The sequence below is a fragment of the Vibrio sp. 947 genome, assembly GCF_033339115.1.
Lineage (GTDB): Bacteria > Pseudomonadota > Gammaproteobacteria > Enterobacterales > Vibrionaceae > Vibrio > Vibrio alginolyticus.
In genome coordinates this window covers 71,243-89,798 of record NZ_JAWOTX010000017.1, presented here as the reverse complement: position 1 = coordinate 89,798, position 18,556 = coordinate 71,243, and the positions used below count along the sequence as shown (strand labels likewise).

Annotated in this window: 25 protein-coding genes; 10 read left to right on the top strand and 15 right to left on the bottom strand. The window is 36.6% G+C overall.

Annotated features, from left to right (window positions below):
- Nucleotides 1-20: 20 nt before the first annotated feature.
- The 6 genes from R7Q39_RS19900 to R7Q39_RS19875 form a co-directional block, all read right to left on the bottom strand.
- A complete protein-coding gene (locus R7Q39_RS19900; protein WP_318076695.1) occupies nt 21-602 on the bottom strand; it encodes a lipoprotein in 582 nt (193 codons plus the stop codon).
- Between the two features lie 43 nt (nt 603-645).
- Nucleotides 646-1,233 (bottom strand): hypothetical protein, encoded by a 588-nt coding sequence (locus R7Q39_RS19895; RefSeq protein WP_318076694.1) that lies wholly within the window; start codon nt 1,231-1,233, stop codon nt 646-648.
- Nucleotides 1,234-1,295: 62 nt separating this feature from the next.
- Nucleotides 1,296-1,517, bottom strand: coding sequence for a hypothetical protein (locus R7Q39_RS19890; protein ID WP_038129908.1), 222 nt, complete (start codon nt 1,515-1,517; stop codon nt 1,296-1,298).
- Between the two features lie 322 nt (nt 1,518-1,839).
- Nucleotides 1,840-2,283 (bottom strand): hypothetical protein, encoded by a 444-nt coding sequence (locus tag R7Q39_RS19885; protein WP_053312626.1) that lies wholly within the window; start codon nt 2,281-2,283, stop codon nt 1,840-1,842.
- An 8-nt stretch (nt 2,284-2,291) separates the two neighbouring features.
- Nucleotides 2,292-2,858 carry a hypothetical protein gene (locus tag R7Q39_RS19880; RefSeq protein WP_318076693.1) on the bottom strand — a complete coding sequence of 189 codons (567 nt, stop codon included), beginning with the start codon at nt 2,856-2,858 and terminating at the stop codon, nt 2,292-2,294.
- Nucleotides 2,859-2,946: 88 nt separating this feature from the next.
- The gene (locus tag R7Q39_RS19875; protein ID WP_318076692.1) at nt 2,947-4,050 is read right to left on the bottom strand and encodes a hypothetical protein; all 1,104 of its coding nucleotides are present in this window, start codon (nt 4,048-4,050) and stop codon (nt 2,947-2,949) included.
- 284 nt (nt 4,051-4,334) lie between these two features.
- On the opposite strand from R7Q39_RS19875, the gene R7Q39_RS19870 reads away from it, so the two are divergent.
- Nucleotides 4,335-5,156, top strand: a complete 822-nt coding sequence (locus R7Q39_RS19870) for a hypothetical protein (protein WP_318076691.1) — start codon at nt 4,335-4,337, stop codon at nt 5,154-5,156.
- 55 nt (nt 5,157-5,211) lie between these two features.
- On the opposite strand, the gene R7Q39_RS19865 is transcribed toward R7Q39_RS19870, so the two are convergent.
- The 4 genes from R7Q39_RS19865 to R7Q39_RS19850 form a co-directional block, all read right to left on the bottom strand.
- Nucleotides 5,212-5,535, bottom strand: coding sequence for a hypothetical protein (locus R7Q39_RS19865; protein WP_318076690.1), 324 nt, complete (start codon nt 5,533-5,535; stop codon nt 5,212-5,214).
- On the bottom strand, nt 5,529-5,834 hold the full coding sequence (locus tag R7Q39_RS19860; protein ID WP_318076689.1) for a hypothetical protein: 306 nt from the start codon (nt 5,832-5,834) through the stop codon (nt 5,529-5,531). Before R7Q39_RS19860 ends, R7Q39_RS19865 begins: the two co-directional genes overlap by 7 nt.
- 122 nt (nt 5,835-5,956) lie before the next feature.
- Nucleotides 5,957-7,084, bottom strand: a complete 1,128-nt coding sequence (locus tag R7Q39_RS19855) for an RNA-guided endonuclease TnpB family protein (protein WP_318076688.1) — start codon at nt 7,082-7,084, stop codon at nt 5,957-5,959.
- Between the two features lie 416 nt (nt 7,085-7,500).
- Entirely contained in the window at nt 7,501-8,412 is a 912-nt protein-coding gene (locus R7Q39_RS19850; protein ID WP_318076687.1) for a hypothetical protein, read from the bottom strand.
- Between the two features lie 10 nt (nt 8,413-8,422).
- Here R7Q39_RS19850 and R7Q39_RS19845 point away from each other — a divergent pair, with 10 nt between their 5' ends.
- Both R7Q39_RS19845 and R7Q39_RS19840 read left to right on the top strand, forming a co-directional pair.
- Nucleotides 8,423-8,674 (top strand): hypothetical protein, encoded by a 252-nt coding sequence (locus R7Q39_RS19845; protein WP_318076686.1) that lies wholly within the window; start codon nt 8,423-8,425, stop codon nt 8,672-8,674.
- Nucleotides 8,675-8,713: 39 nt separating this feature from the next.
- Nucleotides 8,714-8,980, top strand: coding sequence for a hypothetical protein (locus tag R7Q39_RS19840; RefSeq protein ID WP_318076685.1), 267 nt, complete (start codon nt 8,714-8,716; stop codon nt 8,978-8,980).
- Nucleotides 8,981-9,133: 153 nt separating this feature from the next.
- Here R7Q39_RS19840 and R7Q39_RS19835 read toward each other — a convergent pair whose 3' ends face one another.
- The gene (locus R7Q39_RS19835) at nt 9,134-9,997 is read right to left on the bottom strand and encodes a TMEM14 family protein (RefSeq protein WP_318076684.1); all 864 of its coding nucleotides are present in this window, start codon (nt 9,995-9,997) and stop codon (nt 9,134-9,136) included.
- A gap of 80 nt (nt 9,998-10,077) precedes the next feature.
- Nucleotides 10,078-10,590, bottom strand: a complete 513-nt coding sequence (locus R7Q39_RS19830) for a hypothetical protein (RefSeq protein ID WP_318076683.1) — start codon at nt 10,588-10,590, stop codon at nt 10,078-10,080.
- A 107-nt stretch (nt 10,591-10,697) separates the two neighbouring features.
- On the opposite strand from R7Q39_RS19830, the gene R7Q39_RS19825 reads away from it, so the two are divergent.
- The 3 genes from R7Q39_RS19825 (at nt 10,698) to R7Q39_RS19815 (ending at nt 14,099) form a co-directional block, all read left to right on the top strand.
- A complete protein-coding gene (locus tag R7Q39_RS19825) occupies nt 10,698-12,371 on the top strand; it encodes an ATP-binding protein (RefSeq protein WP_318076682.1) in 1,674 nt (557 codons plus the stop codon).
- A gap of 134 nt (nt 12,372-12,505) precedes the next feature.
- Nucleotides 12,506-12,796: a hypothetical protein gene (locus R7Q39_RS19820; RefSeq protein ID WP_318076681.1), complete on the top strand. Its 291-nt coding sequence runs from the start codon at nt 12,506-12,508 to the stop codon at nt 12,794-12,796.
- Nucleotides 12,797-12,812: 16 nt separating this feature from the next.
- The gene (locus tag R7Q39_RS19815; protein ID WP_318076680.1) at nt 12,813-14,099 is read left to right on the top strand and encodes a hypothetical protein; all 1,287 of its coding nucleotides are present in this window, start codon (nt 12,813-12,815) and stop codon (nt 14,097-14,099) included.
- A gap of 44 nt (nt 14,100-14,143) precedes the next feature.
- Here R7Q39_RS19815 and R7Q39_RS19810 read toward each other — a convergent pair whose 3' ends face one another.
- The gene (locus tag R7Q39_RS19810) at nt 14,144-14,779 is read right to left on the bottom strand and encodes a hypothetical protein (protein ID WP_116920989.1); all 636 of its coding nucleotides are present in this window, start codon (nt 14,777-14,779) and stop codon (nt 14,144-14,146) included.
- A gap of 280 nt (nt 14,780-15,059) precedes the next feature.
- Between R7Q39_RS19810 and R7Q39_RS19805 the strand changes: the two genes are divergently transcribed.
- Together R7Q39_RS19805 and R7Q39_RS19800 are read left to right on the top strand one after the other, a co-directional pair.
- Nucleotides 15,060-15,794 (top strand): hypothetical protein, encoded by a 735-nt coding sequence (locus R7Q39_RS19805; protein ID WP_318076679.1) that lies wholly within the window; start codon nt 15,060-15,062, stop codon nt 15,792-15,794.
- Nucleotides 15,791-16,219: a hypothetical protein gene (locus R7Q39_RS19800; protein ID WP_318076678.1), complete on the top strand. Its 429-nt coding sequence runs from the start codon at nt 15,791-15,793 to the stop codon at nt 16,217-16,219. Before R7Q39_RS19805 ends, R7Q39_RS19800 begins: the two co-directional genes overlap by 4 nt.
- Nucleotides 16,220-16,270: 51 nt before the next feature.
- Here R7Q39_RS19800 and R7Q39_RS19795 read toward each other — a convergent pair whose 3' ends face one another.
- The gene (locus R7Q39_RS19795) at nt 16,271-16,717 is read right to left on the bottom strand and encodes a hypothetical protein (protein ID WP_118894792.1); all 447 of its coding nucleotides are present in this window, start codon (nt 16,715-16,717) and stop codon (nt 16,271-16,273) included.
- Nucleotides 16,718-16,729: 12 nt separating this feature from the next.
- Nucleotides 16,730-17,281, bottom strand: coding sequence for a guanylate kinase (locus R7Q39_RS19790; RefSeq protein WP_118894790.1), 552 nt, complete (start codon nt 17,279-17,281; stop codon nt 16,730-16,732).
- Nucleotides 17,282-17,438: 157 nt separating this feature from the next.
- Here R7Q39_RS19790 and R7Q39_RS19785 point away from each other — a divergent pair, with 157 nt between their 5' ends.
- Nucleotides 17,439-18,224 (top strand): hypothetical protein, encoded by a 786-nt coding sequence (locus R7Q39_RS19785; RefSeq protein ID WP_045591886.1) that lies wholly within the window; start codon nt 17,439-17,441, stop codon nt 18,222-18,224.
- 35 nt (nt 18,225-18,259) lie between these two features.
- Nucleotides 18,260-18,553: a hypothetical protein gene (locus R7Q39_RS19780; RefSeq protein ID WP_045591887.1), complete on the top strand. Its 294-nt coding sequence runs from the start codon at nt 18,260-18,262 to the stop codon at nt 18,551-18,553.
- Nucleotides 18,554-18,556 lie beyond the last annotated feature (3 nt).

Here is an 18,556-nt window from a genome sequence, read left to right as displayed (position 1 = left end):
TTAAGTATTGCTATTTCAGCCTAGTGCTTTTTAATTGTCAATGTGTACGTATTGGCGTTATCTTGAAAATGCATTACGGTAATTTCTTTATCTGATACTAATGGAAGTGCAAATCTACCATCGGAGCCAAATTTAGTAATTACTGGCAACTGAATTCTATCATTCTCACCCATCATAACCATTTCTATACTTGATAGAGTTTTACCGCTTACAGAAATGTATGCGTCCGTTGGGCTACCACTTTCATCATAGTTTACATCGTCAATTATAATCTCTAGATTGTCATTTCGATTTAAATAGTGATTGGTTAAGAGAGTCTTCTTATCTTCTTCTGATAGACTTCCATCATCATCACTTGAACCGCTATATCTAAACCCATCAAAGCTTGAATCCTTTGGGATAGACACCAGAACAGAAAAAATATCATCAGGCATCATAAATCGAGACGGAGAATACTCTCTCAAAGAAACCTGGTATGTAGAAAGATTTTTGCTGAGTTCAATCTTCTCTTGCCCATCTGGAGCTTGTTCTGCTTTATCAATGCTAGAGCATCCTGCTAATGCCAATACCGACACTAAACCGATAATTACTGATTTTTTCATTATGGATTCCTAATAAAAGGCAGGATGACCTGCCATTAGTCGATTACTCAACTCTTTTTATTGTTACTAACGTTTTCTTATCTGAATCTTTGAAGCTTCCTTTTGAAACAACAAGATCTTTACCAATTTCTGGTAGTTCGATATTTGTAGCAGTGAATGTTGATGACATTTCTGGCAGGATAGCGTCTTTAATCTTAAAGCCTTGCTTATCGTGCTTACTTACTTTGTATGAATTTAGATAATCATCTGTGTTCACCAAAGTTTGCGTATTGATTTTCATGCTGGCATAGTTGCCGTTGATAAGAGAATATCCCTTAAATTCAAGCTCCACGCCGTACTCAATGATAGGATCTCCTTCCTTAGTGAGTACAAAATCACCTTCAGCATCTTTCAGAAAGTAATTTTCACTAAATTTTGAAACTGTATGGTATGGGTTATTGTTGCTCAAAAGGATTTGTTTTTCGAGAATAATGTTTGACTTGTCTTTGATTGATTCAGAAACAGTTACAACATAGACACTATTCGTTTTTATTTGTGGGCTAATTTCTTCTGCATGTGCAATTCCCGATTTTGCTGCACCACAAACAGCTAGCGTCCCCATGCATACGCCAAGTAATGTTTTCTTATTCATCTTTTATTCCGAAATTTTTAATTTTTTAATAAAAAAGCAGGTATATACCTGCTTTTAGTCTATTATTTATTTTCTTGTTTGGCTAGTCCTAGATGCTTATCTTTTTTCAATCCTTTTAACGCTAAAAGAGTCATAGCGGCTCCACCAGCGAATAGGATTGTAAACACGAGGCTTTTTGTTATCTCAAAAGGTTTGAAGTAGTAGACCGCGCTAGCTACTGCGAATGAACAACTCATTCCTGCTATGTAAGCCATTATCAACAGCTTCAAATTCACATTAATCATAAAGAATCCTTTTGTTTTTTACGATTATACATCCATCTAATCATGTTTCAAGTCATAGAAATAAATTTAAAGCTTTAATATCAGACAATTAGAACAAAGGCAAATTTTGCTTACATAATAGGCGAGTTTTTGCTCTAAGCGCTATTATATTGATAATATTAATAATTAAATTATTGCTAATCGATACCACTAATGTATAGTAATGCCTGTTCGAGGGGAGTTGGTTTGCATCTCAGAAATAGACCAATATCTGCTTGTAAACAAGGAACGATTTCTCTCGAACACACAAAAAAACCTGAATGTTTCCATTCAGGCTTAGCAATCATTTCTCAAGAACTTTAGATTCTAACCAGTGCATATAAGAGTTAGTTGCCCTCTCTTTCTCTGGAACTTCGCTTTGATACTTAAGGTATAGATCTAATCTAGCCTCATCCAAGGCATCAAATGCCAAAGGATGAAAACTGATTGAGCAGTAAACCGACTCTTTCATTCTTTTAGGGACTCTGCCAGATTCTTCCGCATTTAAGCCATCCGAGTATTCTGTCATGTACTGCTTGTTTTCTTCATAGAACTCTGAGAAATCGAGCACAAACTCCCAAGAATCTAGGTGGTCGTGCTGACAACCAATAACCCTAGCCTTCATGCCTGGCTCAAGAAAGCTATCGACAAAGATCGTTTCATTAATTCGAACAACAGGTTTAGTGCCTGATTGAATCAATTCGAATAAAGCAATATTCTCAGGGTGGATCTGCTGGATGTTTTCCATACCCTCTCCTAAATAATCCCTAGCGCTTTGGCGCGTCTATACACAATGTAATCACAATACTCTGCATAGTCCCATGAAAGAAGTCCATTTGCACAGCCTAAACAAGCACAAGCTTGGCTTTTACACCATCGCTCTACCTTTCCATTAGCATAAGTGCTACCGCTTACTTTTCGATGAATACTTTCCAGTCTTTCAGAAGGTGTTTTCAAAGATTTTAATTTGTCTTCATACAGTGCTCTTAAGCTATAGAACCCCTTATCAAGAGTGAAGAACCGACACAAATCAATATCATTCTTTAGCTTAAGCTTTTTGTTTTGCTTGACACATGCTTTTTGTCGATCAAAGCCCATACTGCCAGGTTCAAAACCTTTAGAGGACAGATAATCACACTGATCTTCTACATAAGCATACTCAGCTTCAACTTTTCCATTTTCATCGTAAAAAGTAGTAGTGCCATGCTTATACCAAGCGCCTGCGCCATTTTTGCTTCCATCATCATAAGTCACAGAGAATCCTCGATTCTGAGTCACTAATTGACGCAATTGTTTTTTCGATAGGGTATCAATAATTTGCATAATTCATCTTTAATTGGTTTTTTCTTGAATATACGTAAATGAAGGTAAAAGTAAACAAGAAGCCATCAACTGGCTTCTTGTTTAGCAATCAAATAATGGCGAAATCAATTCCTGCAACTAGTGAGTTTTTAAGGTCTTTCATTCTATTAAAGACGTGGTAATGAGCAGAGAATACTTCATCCAACATTGACACATCTCTGAACTCTCCCATGTAATCACCAGCGACCTTTAAAACCTTATTTCCCTTGCTCTTTGTCAATGTATAGCGAATCTTTAGCCCATTTGGTTTAAGTGTTAAAACAAATGTGTCAGTGAAGACAAATCCCTCGTAGTCAGATAATCTGATAAAAGTGACGCTATCATCTTTTAAATGCTTTACCTTTAGATCTTTGATTCCGATTAAAGGAGCTACTGAGTTAACATGCTTAGCTAAACCATTCAGCAGAAGAGGCTTATTTCGACCCTCACTGAAAATTTTATTTGCAACCTCATGAAATCCATTCATGAAAAACAGTGAGTAAATTTGCTTAGCGCTATTACGCTCAAAAATCTCAATCTTTGATACTAAAGAATGGTTTGATAGTGCTTTTTTCAATAAAATCATTGTGTCATAGGTGACACGAGCCACTAGTTTACAGTCTGGATGAGCCGCTCCACCGTGTGTATACCAAGCACTAGATGTTCGATACCAATGATCAACAAATGTTGCAATGTGATTATAGAATTCGTATCCAGCCCATCGAGTGGCAGCTTTCAAACAATCATTATCAATCCAAAATTGTTGATATTTACAATCTTTACTAAAGCTTAGATGAGAGTAACGCGAGCTAACCACATGATAGATACAGATCAGGCAGATTTTATGCATGGTTTCTTCGTGATTATCAACAAAGATAGGTGCCTTTGAATTTTTGATCTCATTGATGATTTTATCCACAATATCTCTGGATAAGTCGGATAACTCTAACAAATTCAACGCTGCGCTTACCTCAACAGTTACACGATCTGAATCATCACTTCTCTTAGACAAAGCTAATGCAGTTTCAAAGTTTGGCTGCTTCCAAATTTTTGCAACCAACTGATCAAGCTTGCATCCCTTCGGCGCTCTGCCAAGCTCAGACATTAAAACTTCTTCAATACGTTTACGTTCTTCAAGTAGTGCTTCACTACTGTTTAGGGTCATTTTAAGCATGATATATACCTTCTAATGGTCGGACATTTTTAAAGGCTCGCTCATTACCTGTGTCCGAATTAAAGAAAGAAATATCAGACTCAGTAAGTTTGTTTTAAGTTCGTACATGCCAAAGTGAGCGAGGCAGGCTCGACAGCCATCATTAGGGCAGAACATTGTTCTGGGCTAATGTCTTTATTATACATAAATTAAGAATTATTTCAATAAGAACGAATCGCATAATAATTTGTTTCTGGTTAATTATTAATGATAAAATAATTAAAAATACTCAAAAAAGAAAAACTATGATCACAACAATAAAGCTAGCTGGACTAAAGCGTAATCTTGATTCTGGTAATGGAAGACTGTACGTACATGAGTTAGGCAATCCTAGTAAGACATTCGTACTTTTAGATGAAGGTGAAGCAATGGCAAGCTGGGGATTGAAGCGCTTCAATTTATATACCTGCGCAAAGCCATTCAGCGAACCTGCAAGCCAACTGCAAAACGTTAACTGGGAGTTAACCACTGAACATGGAAAAGACATAAATTGCTTCTTCAATGGACTATCTTCAGATAATCAAGTAAAGGTACTCAGTATTAAAGAAGAACTTGAAAACAAGTTTAGAACTGAGCAGGCTATAGGCATTCATTATGCCGAATACGGCTCTATGATTCCTGCTGACCAGTTTAGCGAAGAAGAGAAAGAGAAAACTGATATTTATGCATTCCTTCCAAACGATGAAGAAATGGGAAAATGCACAAACTGCGCATTGTTTGTAGCAGAACAATACCCTGGACGCGCTGAAGTATACGGCTTCTATTGTGAGGACAATCCAGAATGCACTCATGAAGAAGTTACTGGCGCATCTGGTCATGATTTCTGTGTCATTGATAATCGATACATTGTTGATTTTTGGGTTAGCCTGTACACAGGCAGTGAGCAACAGTCCGTCTTCGACTTAGAAGATAAAAATGACCATGAAAAAATTAAGCAGATTTACGGAAACCCTGAAAGATGGAGTGTTATGGTTGGTGATTCATTTGTGAAATATGATGATCATAAGTTTCCAGAAAGCCTAAGAATTAAAAGGGTAGAATCCAAGAAATCTGAACTTGCTATCTAGTAGTTCATTATGAAAAAAGCCTCAAGATATTCTCATCTGAGGCTCTTTAATTATTCTAGAGAACAAGGTTCTTGAACTTTTCTAAATCTTCCCTTGTCTGTATAAACTTACCTTCGCTTCTGTAACCAACACCAGCCAGGCATTTCACCCAGTACTTGTTCGGCTGATCATAATGATAGGTAACATTGTCAGTGAAGCATAGGTAGGGGGCATTCTCTCTACCTTGTTCTACTACAATACCAAGACTTTTCATGAACTTAATGAACTCATCATAAACCTCTTTATCGGTATTGTTTTGAGGAAAAGATTTTGATGAGCGAACATAAAAATGAAGCAATTGAGGATACTTGCAAGGTATGAATTCTTGTTTCCCTAGCATTGCTCAATCTCTTGTGATAGTGAGCGACTACCAGCAGAGTAGTAGCCAAGCTCTTTAAGCTTCTGTAGGCGGTCATTAATCACATGATACGCCTTCAGTTCTGAATCTGTAAAAGAATGACCTGATAGTGACAAAGAGAAGTATTTTTCAATACACCAGCTATGCACATCATCAATCGACACTGAAACGCCAGCATTGTTTTTTGCCGCTTGAATAACATCGGCTCGCTCAGTCAGTGTGATTTCAGCAGCAAGCCACAAGCTTTCCTTCGAATAGTTTTCACGGTTTAAATCTGTCATAGAGACCTCTTTAATTATTAATAGCTGATTAGTTAACCTGTGATTCTCCCCGCCCTATCGGGCGAGGCTTCTTGAATCGTTTGCCGCAACCTAATTCTTGATTAGGATTGACGCAGGCATCATCAAGCAGAAACGGTTAATCCAGCCGCTTTTAATTCAATTACCCCTGCAATACGCAGGTTTTTGCCTGAGTTGGTATCTCGGCAGTGTACTTCATTGCATCTCGGGCAAGTCCATACTCTGATATGAAGCGGCATTTTATCCATCTTGTAGCCGCAACAAGAGCAGGTCTTTGAAGAGGGCAACCACTGATCACACTTAATCAACCACTTACCGTACATTTCAGCTTTATATGCCAACTTAGAGACAAATGCTCCCCAAGCCGCATCAGCAATATGTTTCGCAAGTCGTTTGTTTTTGAGCATGTTGGATGATTTTAGCGTTTCAACAATTATCGCTTGGTTTTCGTCAATAATTCGTTTTGAAAGCTGGTGCTGAAAATCATTCCGAGCGTTAGCCACACGCTCATGCGCTTTGGCAAGTAATAGTCTTGCTTTCGCTCTATTTCTAGAGCCTTTTTTACATCGACTCAGGGCTTTTTGTTTCCGTCTTAGGTTTTTATATGCATTAATTAAAAACCGAGGATTGGCAATCTTTTCACCTTTATCACTAATAAGGTAATCCGTCAGTCCTAAATCGAAACCTGATAGTTTGGTGATGTGTTTTGGTTTGGCAGGTGCTTCATTGCCGCAATCGACCAGAATTGAAGCGTAAAATTTACCAGTGCTAGATTTAGAGATAGTTATGCTTTTTAGCGTTCCACTTATCTCTCGGTGGATCTTGGCTTTGATAGGTTTGCATTTCGGGATTTTTATTGCGTTTTCAAGGATTTTTAGACCAGCACAATGGTAACTGCTCTGATAACCGTGTTTACGCTTAAACTTAGGAAACTTAGCTTTTAGTTTCGGGCTGAAAAAGTTCGAGAAAGCCTTATCGAGATTGATGATCGATTGTTGCAAAGAAATGGAATCGAACTTACTTAACCATGAATACTTTCTGGATTTCTTACCCAGAGATAACAATGGTTTTATCTCTTTTTTAAGGCTTAATGAAATACTTTTCTTTTTGTAAAAGTGATTTTTTATGTGCAGAGCTTTATTATACGCAAACCGAACCGCGCCAAACTGAGCTTCAAGAAACTCAGCCTGTTCTCGTGTTGGGTAAATGCGTATCTTCGTGGCTCGTAACATTTCAATAAAACACTATGAATTCATTGAGGAATATCTAATAAATGATTCGAAATGTCAATATTTATCTCTGTCGAGATAACCGCCTTATATCCCCGCCCGATAGGGGTATAGAGTAAAAAGTGTGTTTATTAGCGAGTGAGTGAGTGCCAGCCTTTTAATGCTAATGATCTATGGCTCACTGGTGTTTATACACACTGTGTATGTTCGGTGTGTATATTGAGCTAGAGATGTCGCTGATAGACCGTAGGCTGCTACGCAGCGGCTTAGCAGGAAGGTGTTGCATCACACGCATACACAATACATACGAAACACTCTATATCTGCACATCTTACTGGTGTGAAAAAGGCAGCAAAATGCTGCCTTAATACACATTATACACCCCGAAAGTTACTATATATAACTGATCGGGCGAGGGTTTACGGCGGAGTTGCTAAGTCCTTCAGCATCTCGAACAAAGCGATAATTTGAAGTTGAGATGAGAAGGCATCACTTCTGTAATAGCTATCGACAGGCTCAACTCTGAAAATCTCACCTTTAAAATCAATTGAAATCAAAAGTGTTTTTGGATCTACATCTACAGTTAAAACATGCTTTACGCTCTTACCTCCCGCAGACTCAATGTATACAGATTGCACCGCCTTACAAGTAAACTCACCAGCTTGATGAAATTCAGCGCCAGATGTTTCAGAAACAGTCACTTCAAAGTAGCTCGTTAGGTTTTCAACCACCTTGTCTAGCACATTCTGATTTAGACCTTTCAACTTATATTTTGAGGCTAAATTTTTCAAAAACTCACTGTTAGGGTCTAACAGCCCATTTTCAGACCAAGCCCATTCAAATGCCAGCTTCGCACCCTCATGTAGTGACTTAGTATGAACGGATTCAATACCCGTAACACATTGGTAATAGCCTGTTTTTGAGTTCAATTCAAAGTGAGTACCTGAAAACGGGCAATAACAGATAACATCCTCACTTTCTCCAACCACATAATCAGTTTCGTAGTTTTCGATAACATGGCTAACACGCTCATCTTGATTGAAGTTGCCGTTCTTATCAACCATGTCCATAATAAGCAAGCTTTGAATGTATGCATCAAAGATTGGATGAGTAGGAATGTGAGAAATTTTTGATTCAGAAACCTCTACGATTTCATTTGAACAGTAAAAATCAACACCGTATACGACACCACCTTCTTTTTCTAATTTTTCTCGCGCAATACCAATACGACCATCTTTGGTATAAACATAGTTTGCGTATTGAATGCCACCCTCTGCAACGCCAGAATCAGGTAGATCTCTTGGTGTTTCAATCTTACTAATGGTTGTCATAGCTAGTTCCTTGAAGAAGTATCTTTCTCTTTATGTTTTTAGTATATGTCAATTACATATAGAGTCAATAAATATTTTGACCAATCGTTTAAAACCAGATAGAATAAACGAAATTGAAAACTGCAATGCAAGGCATTGCTTAAGTCAGGAAAATCCCGTGCAAGAAGAGTTTATGTTGAGAGCCTATTCTCAAAATCACTACAGCAACAAGGAAGATTTCTTAGCAGCCATTCTCCCATTTATTGGAGAGGGGCTATTTTAAAGCGTATGATTACGCTGATATTCTAGACAGGCTATACTAATGAGCAACAAAATTAGCAACAGTAAGGTTTTTCACTATGTGTGCTTTGCTACCATGTATGGAGCACAAAGCAAACTTTTGACTTCAATTATGATCGTTCTCTTCATTGTAATTGGAGCGTTAGTTAAATCCCAAATCACTAACGATATGGCTGCTAATTTAATAGTGCAGACATTTGGTGTTTTTGTCGGTATTCGGTTTGTTCTTTTAGCAATTCCTGAGATTAGAAAAGATGTTTGTAAAAAAATGAACTGGGTATACCGATAATTCCACTACAAATTCCCTTCAAGAATTAAAGTCAAAGAGAACTTCCAGCCGATTACGTGAAAGCTATATAAGGCATTATTAGAATTGTTAAAGGATGAGTTTCAGCTCATCCTTTATTCATACAAAAGAAAGTTTAAATTTGTTTTTCAACGCTTATTTTTTAATCCTGCTTCTAAATCTATACTTATGAAAAATCAAAAGTGAGAAACCACCATACACCCAAACTACTAATGCTAGAGAAAACCATGTATAAAAATAAAGCTTGGTTTTACCGTGAATATCTTGTACGGCTAAGAAGTTGAAAGTGGCAGCAGATACATCGGTTTTTTTATTGTAAACAAGCATGAAAGTGTGTTCTTTTTGATTATTGCCTAAGTCTCGATAGTGCTTACTTACTACATCGTCTGACTCGATTGGGAATCTGTTTGGGTATTGCTTTACCCTATGAATTTCTGAATTCTGATTATCAGAAACAGACTTATATGCTTTGTAAAACTCTAGATTACCTTTTTTGTCTGATGACCAATTGCATATAAGGCGTTGTTCATGACAATAATCATAATACATTTCCTTTTGATCGTACCTCAAGAATATAGCGATTGCCTTTTCATGAACTGACATATCCCTCTCAATAGAATCAATAAGATTTATGCTTATCATGGATACATGAATAACAAACCATAAGAGATTCACTGCCGTCATAATCCCAAAAGTAAAAATCCTATCCATGCTTCTTTGTTTTTTGAAAAATAGAAGAACACCTAAAATTGATGGTATCACAACAAGGAATGCAACAGTTGATACTTGGTTGTTTCCATTATAAGCACTATACAGACTATAGATCAGGCTGTTGATTTCATGATAAAGAGCACCAAATAATATAGAAAACCCAAGAGACCACTTATTGATCTTCTTGGTGAATATGAGCGTTGCACCAATAGCTATAAGGAAACCCACTGAAAATAATGTGAACTCAAAAGGTATGTTTGCATCCAATTTATTTATAATTTCTAGCATTTCAATTACTTCAAATTCATGTTTTTTATATGATAAATTAATTGTAAATACCTGTCACTTAAAAGAGCCGACTTATCGGCTCAATCTTCAATTGGTTCTTTGTTCTCTTCGTAAGCCTTAAAAAATCCATTGTGTGCTAATCGGTCTTTCATTTCCCCCCATCCAATAATGGTATTTTCATCAACAGTGGCAAATTTCTTTTCAGTACCATAGAAAAGTACGTGCCTGTTGAAAGGATGGAGATCTGAAACAACTTCGGCAAGAGATTCATTGTATGGATATGCCTTCTGCCAAAGCATGACATCCTCACCGCGAACATAGTCTCTAACCCAAGCAACTGGACTGTTCGATTTACCAATCGTATCATGCGCCACAATTTGACCGATAATGATGTCCTGGTGCTCATTGGGAACAGCAATGATGAATTCTCCAATGGGGTGGTTCACTTCAAACACAACGTTTCGAAACTTTTCATGTTCATCGATTGAGTCTTGCTTAGCTTTTCTGTAACCGATGTTATAAGCTGATTTTTCGATAGATGCGCATGATTTTCTGAATACAAACTTCAACATCGCAATGATTAAATTTTTCATTAGACCTCTCTATTTTATCCTAATTATACAATAATTTGATTGACTTGCAATAAGCTTTACTTTTCATTTGAGTAATGTATAATTAGGAAAAAATTATAGGGGTAATTATGAATATTGTTATCTTGAAAAAGAATGCTGAGCATTACAAGAAAATGCTTCATTCTAAGGGGTTCGAAGATGAATCCAAGATTTTTGATCAGGTTAGATTTGGTCGTGAAAACGACAAGATTGACTTTGAGTTTAATGGGACAATTTCAAATGAATTGATTAATGCCCTAATTGAAATCTCAAAAGAGCTGAATGATATCGTTGGCTTGAGAGAGTGCGAAAAACTCAAGATGCTGATCGATCAAAATGACACCACCACCATTAAGTCTCTGAAAACTTTTCGTAAGTCGTTAGAAGAGTACTTACTTAAAGATCACTTGGATGGATGGCTTTATAGGCTAACTGAGAACAATATCTTTATCCCTTTTCTTGTTTCAAATATTCTTCACTCACCATCGAATCCTACAACTGGTGAGCAGGCTTCGGTGAAAGTATATTATGATTACAACTCTCCAAGGTTCAGTTCACGTCATGGAAGCAGAAAAGAGTTCTTCATTTTTTATTTAAAAGATATTCATGGGTATACCTTAAGCATAATCTTGGCTAAAAAAGGGCTTTTTAAAGAAACAAAGGAACTCCAATCTAGATACAACAATCAAATTGCTTTGTATGAGCAATATTCTAAACAAATTGGCGCTCAGTTTATCGGAAATGGTAATAGTGAGTCTATGGACTCGCGAACATACCGTAAAATTATGAACGATAAATTGGTTGTTGATGAAGAGCCAAATCGTCCTAATGAGTTTAACCAGACGACACGTACAGCGCTTAATAATGGCTCAAGAATGGATCTTGGTTACTTTGATGATGATAACATTACCGAAAGTGACGATTTCAAAGTAATGGTTCATCGAATTCCGTATCATCCCTTCATTAAGATGTTCAGCCTGGCACATCATGAGTGTGTCTGGATGTTAGCTGACGAGATTGTACCGTATGAATACACTAGCGATTTAAGCGATAAACTTGTACTTCCAGAGGATCATAAGGACCTTATCGACATCTTAATCAACGATGCGGACATTGTTCTTGATGATATTGTTGGCAATAAGTCTGGCGGGACAGCAATTTTATCAAAAGGGGCTGCTGGTTTAGGTAAGACTCTGACTGCTGAGGTGTATGCTGAATGCGTCCAAAAACCCCTATATTCGGTTCATGCGGGGCAACTTGGCATCAAGCCAGAGGAAATCGAAAACAGGCTTGAAAAAATCTTAGATAACGCTGAGAAATGGAAAGCGATTCTTCTACTAGATGAAGCTGATGTTTATATTCGTCGCCGCGATAATGATATGAGTCATTCTGCAATTGTAGCCGCATTCCTTAGAAAGATTGAAAGGTACAATGGCATTTTGTTCATGACAACAAACCGAGAAAATGATGTGGATGAGGCTATTGCGAGTCGATGCTCAGCAATCCTCAAATACGAATTGCCCAGTGACGATGAACTGTTTAGGATTTGGACTGTTCTTAGCAAGCACTACAAGATTGAAATGAGCAATGAACTGATCAACCACCTAATCGATAATATTGAAAATATGGTAGGGCGCGATGTTAAAGAGTTACTTAAACTAGCTGCTCGATACAAATCACAGAGAAATGTTGAGATTGACTACAACATTTTCAGGAAATGTGCGATTTTCAGAGGTTTATCTTTCAAAGGAAAAGGTAAATAAGTAGACGTATAAAGAAATATAGAAAGCCCTTAATATGGATTAAGGGCTTTTTTATTTACGATCCCTCAATTGAGTTAGCATTGATATAAATACTAAGGTAATATTAAAAAATAATGCACAACTAATTTGTAAATATGAAAAAAGTAAAAGTTGAGAACTTATACAAGTTACTATTAAAAATTGATTTGTTATCTAAGTCAGATTTTGAAGATTCAATAGAGATATCAATGATGGATTTGATTGAGCAGTTAACTGCCATGAAAGTTTTCATATCAGAGCTAGTCTATAAACTAGAGAATGGAAAACCATTTTGTACAGACTTTGCTATATCTAAAATTGAAATTATTGAAGGATATATCGAGCAATTAGAGAAGTTCAAAATCAAAATTGAAACTGATAAAAACCCTTACCCGAGCTTTGAATAATAAAGAGAATAAATGTATGAGCCTAAAAGAAAAATATGAAGAATTTAAGAGAGGCTTTGCTGATGATTTTGCAAAAACCAACCAATACATAACAACTGGCAACATAACAAAAAGCACTTTGGTAATGGTTTCCGCAATGACTTTATCAGGATGTAATTTTTTTGAGAGTGAATACACTTCAAACCTTAAAGAATTCTCTCAAGATTACCCTTCCCAGATCACTGATATTAATGAGCAATCCCTTCGAGATATTGCTGATGGTAAAAGTGGAGTCTTTAGAGATCAATTCGGTGAAATAGTATTCATTTCAAATTATGATGAAGGTGAAAATTACACACAATCACAGAGAATCGCTTTAGAAAATTCAATTCCAAAACACATCCTTGAAAAAATGGAATCTCGATCTGCATATAAGGAAGGTGTTTCTGATGATGAACCTTACGCTATAAAAAGCGCAAGATCTGAAGCTCACTTTATCAATGTAGAAACAGGCAAATCAATCCCTCGACTAGAAGAATTAAATGTAGACACTGCGTTTATCAAAAGCGATAAAGAAGCAGATAAAATGGTAGCTCTTCATGAGTTTGGTCACTTCCTAACTAAAAGACATATCCCTAGTGGATATGGTGACTATACAAAAGAATTGGTTAATGAAGTTGCAGCAGACAATCTTGGAACGCTACTCTATACTAAAATTGAAAACTTATCATATACTCAATTTAATCAATTAATTAATGACCAAAAAGCAGAAAGAGAGCGAGCGGCTATTGCATATTTAGATTTATCTCATTATACAACCCAAGGTTTCAACATGCTTCAGTCAGCAATTGAAAGGAACCCTTCCTTATACGGCGAGATTAAGAACATGGATATTAATCAATTGACTAACGTAAGTGTCAAATTGAGCACAAGTATGAATAGCTCCATTTCACATGAAGAAAAAAATGAAATTGATAACTTAACTTCAACAATGGTTGTCAGCGATATCCATGAAATGCAGACCAGAAGAGAATTATCTACAGATTCTTATGCTGCGAACTATTTTCCAAGTGATGTTGGAATATATAAAAATTACATAAATGCGATAAATGATGCTTCAAAATTAAGCGGTTACGAGCTATATGAGAAAGCAGAAAACATATCTAAAGTTTTTTCAAATACAAACCAATTAATATCGAGATCAGAAAGGGTAAGTATATCTAGCCCAGAGGTTATTGCCTTAGAAAGCTATATCAAAGAGATTTCAGAAAGTAACAACTCTCGTAAGCACTCTGAAATTTATAATAGTTATCCATCACTTTAAACTTTAAACCAATAAAAAAGCCCATTTTATGGGCTTTAATCTAATTAAAGAGATAATGATGAATCTTTGTCTTTTGGAACATTGATACCAGCTTCGATTTCAGCTTTTTTATGCATATCTTTAAAAGTAAGATTTAATGTAGAACAAGTTCTCTCAATTGCATTTTTTAGCGCATTCAATCTAATGAACCCTTGAGTTCCATATTCTGAATCACCCTGCCATTTACTAATCTTGATGTTTAAGTTTTCAATAGCTCTCTCTGGATAAATTACTTTACCGTCTTTAAATTGAACCCTGCCTCCGTGAGAAACCTTCACTGAGTCAAATTCTCCTTTAATTGAAGTGTTTTTCGCTTCAATAGTCATAAAGGCATCGTAATCTTCAGGATCATCATTAGAGAATAGATTTCTTGGTGTTTTGATACCTTCGATCATTCCGAGATTGTATTCAGTGAAAGCTTTGATTACAAAATCCTTGTGATTCTCGTACATATAAGAAATGGTTTCTGTAATGGCATCGCGAATACCAAGCATCTCAATATATCCGCACATCCCTTTCTCACTTTCCCCCTGAAATTTACTCATGTGAAAACGAAATGACTCAGGGTTTGATTCTTCTGGCATTGAAATAGTAATACCGTTATTTGGATTACCTAAACCTGCTTTAATAAATTTTTGCATTATACATTCTCTTTTTATTTTTAATAACTATATCATGTTTTAATGGTTAAAAAACCCTGATAAAAGAATAAAATTATTGACAGGCACGTACAGATATATATACTTAAAACAAGCTAAAGTCGGAGCTAAATCAAATGGTTTGTCTACCAGCCGCTCGCAAAGGCAAAAGACATGAAATCACAATTAACTTTCTTTATTGAGCATCAGCGTCAATTTGAAAGGTTAAGCGAGCAAACTATCCGCAATTTGAAACGCCAGATGCTAAAGTAAGGAATTTTAAATGATCTTCATCGAAACACATGAACAAGCTAAAAAGCTAACCCAAGCCATTCACACCTATTTTATGAAAGGCAAACCAACCCTAAATCAGTTCCGTGATGAATTCGCTTCGAAGTTAGGTTACAAATCTTTAAGAGACCCATTCACATCTGAACAAAGTGTTGATATGACCGTTCAGGATGCTCTGTACAAGGCATTTGTTGGTATCGTAGTAACACCTCTAGATGATCCTCGAATCACGCTATCTGTCGCGCTAGATTACAAAAAAGACATGTCTGATAGCGCCTGCTTGAAGCTAATCAATTCTTTAGGATCTGAGCATGATATTGCAGACCCTAAATTCAAAGAGAAACCAACGATTGAGGAATTTAAAGATCGCTGTGAAGAACTTTTAACAATCTTTGGCTATCAAGACGATTTTTACGAGACTCGTCATTTATTCAAAGTGCTTTTTAAGATCTCAATGCCAGCTCACCGCATTCAATATGAGCGTCACGGAAATCCCGAACGAGAAGCTGCTAAAGAGTTTCTTAAATCCATTTCAGAACATATTATGCTTGAAAAGATTTTGGAGATGATTAAGTACGATGAGAAATCAGACTTCTCTCCACAAGATGCTTTTAGATCATTACGTAGCAAAATCGAAATCTTTACCTCCTGCTATGTCTGGACTTCTAGCCCTGTAGGGCATCACCTTCACAAAACAGCAAGAGATATTGCGGGTTACAAGTCATGATTGAATTTAAAACGGAATACACGTATGAAATGCCAATCGATGCTTTAGGCATGAAAATAGATACAAACCGTGACCTAGAGATTCTTGATTTGTGTGTTCTTCCAGATAACAGGATCGTTAACATTCTTGCGGCTACTCGACTTTCAGTTGGCGATCCTACGATGAATCACAACACTGCGGAATACGGATTTGAGGTTGAGATCGTTCAGGAAGGGTGTGAAGGTCTATATCATTTCATTCTCTTTGAAAATCAGCGAGAATTAATCAAAAAAGTTCGCGAGAAAAGACTTAAGGATAAAAAGTCAAACATAAAATGGGATAAAGACATGAAGCGAGTTGGCGCAGTGCTTCTAGATGACCCATCTGAAAGAGCACAATTCCTAGAGCTTGGTGCTGAAAACTACCTTTATCAATTTAAGTTCTAAAATTAAAGCCTAGAACACAGTTTGTTTTCTAGGCTTCTCTTTGTACTAAACTTACCAGAATTTCTCAATTTCAACTTGCTTGATTTTCGAGTCTGGGTATTTATCGTAACCATTCTTTCTAAAGAATGCTTCATACTTATCGATATGCTTTTTGCAAAATTCGTTTAGCTCATCTTTTGGTAATCTTGGCGAATACACAAACGCATTATCAAAGAGGTCACAGATCATGAATGTGCCATCTTTAAAGTCTGTGAGACTACTCATTGTGTAGTCCATAGCCATGTGAAGGTAATCAAACCCTTTCTCACCAAGAGCAATTGTGATAACCCCTGGCTCATAAATTTTAGCTGGAATGTGAGTTTTACCTTCGAATTCGTATGGTTTATCAGTGACGATATAGGTTCTATCTCTTAGGAATATCATATCATCAGCTACCAAAGTGGTAGCATCAACAATCTCCCATTTGTCATTCTTGAAACACTTTACTTGATTATTCATTTATTCACCTATTTAAATTACGCTCAAAGCCAGTTTTGCATTGTTATCAATTGTATCTAGAGGTTTAGTAACAATGTCATATGAAAAAGCCGTATCCCAATCTTTCTCGTCGCTTTCAAGAGATCTCATACCTTCCTGAATTGCCGATTCTGACTCAGTTCTTCCAAGTAATCGTGACTTACAGGTATCAATGCTTTCATTCACATAAAGCACTACCGAGGAAATTCCGTTCTCTTTGAGTTTTGCTTTTGCATTTACCGCACCACGAGGATCTAGAATTAAACAGGTATTCGCCTGTTTTAGTGATTCAATCACAGCGCTTAATGTAGATCCGTAATAGTTACCCTTATTTACTTCATGCTCTAGAAACTCACCAGATTCAACTTTGTACAAAAACTCGTGCTTACTTAAAAAATGATAGTGAACACCGTCTTTTTCATAAGGTCTAGGCTCTCTAGTTGTAGTGGTAATACATTTTTGGAAACCGAATTCTTGAATAAGCCTGGTTGCCAGTGCGTCTTTTCCTGAAGCTGTTCTGCCAGCAATAATTAATAATTTATTCATAAATTAAACCTTTTATATTATGTTTATTATTGTATATAAATTGACTGAGTTTTCAAGATATTTATCAATGATTAGCCGTCAGTCAGACCATAAGTTCAGACTTGACCGTTTAATTTATATATGTATAATAAGAGAAAAGAAAAAGGATACCGCCACTATGAGTTTATTAAACACAAAATTTAAGAACATTCTTCTGGCTTTGCCATGTAGCAATACGCTTGATGGAAAAAGCCCTGATGATGTAAAGACTTTAAACCTAGAAGCAAACATTGTTATCTGTTCTGAGATTGACAACCTTCCGAAAAGCATTGTGATCAATTCAGAAGAAGATTATGGTTTTGTACGAACTCTTAGAAACCGATTGGACGCATTAATCATGCAGGGTGCTGGTGGTATTACTAGCGCGATGCAGGAGTCATCAAAGCTATCAGTTGATGAGCTGTTGTCAAAATTTAGCGACTATTACATCATTTTCACTAAAGCGATGACCAAGTACAACAAATCAATGCTTGCCAATGACGCAGACACTAAAACATTGATCCGTTATCTTCTATGGAACCGATATTACTCTAGCGTTGATAAAGTAAAAATTCTATCTGAATTGGCTGATAAAGGCTTCCTGTACCGACTAGAAATCCAAGGTTCTGTGTACTACCAAGTGTCAGGCATTGATGTTAGCGTAGGGACGAATGAGTATACGGATAAAGGCAACCGAATCATGGCAAAAACCATTGGTCGCCAACTTTTTAATGTTTATGTTAGCTTCGAGCACGACGAAGAATTTAAACGTCGATTCCCTGATATTCACGCTAAACTGTCAGCTCCTGCAATTCAGATGTTTGAGACGGATTTTAGTCGCACTGGCAAGAACTCTGCCAATCCGATTTCACTGAGCTTCAGAGAAAAGATGTTCATCGAAAACAAATACACAATTGAAGCTTGAAAGTCCAAAGGACTTTCTAATAAGGGATACGCGCCATGCTTGCTTTGACACAAACATACCCTAACTCACGAAAGAGACTTGTCGAGGTTAATGACAATCAAGTTACCCTGATCGGTACAGGAACAACCTTTTTGTATTCTCACTTTTTTGATGTCAATCGAATCAGCGATGAAATTAGTAAAGAGGGTATCTCTATCGAAGACGCAATTTTGATTATCGAAGATGTAAAATCAGCATATGAAAATCATTTTGATGGGGGAGGGTTTTCTGTAGCTATTGTGAAACAAGCGGTTGCAGAGATTGAATTTCTAAAAAGTAAGATGGATTAAGTT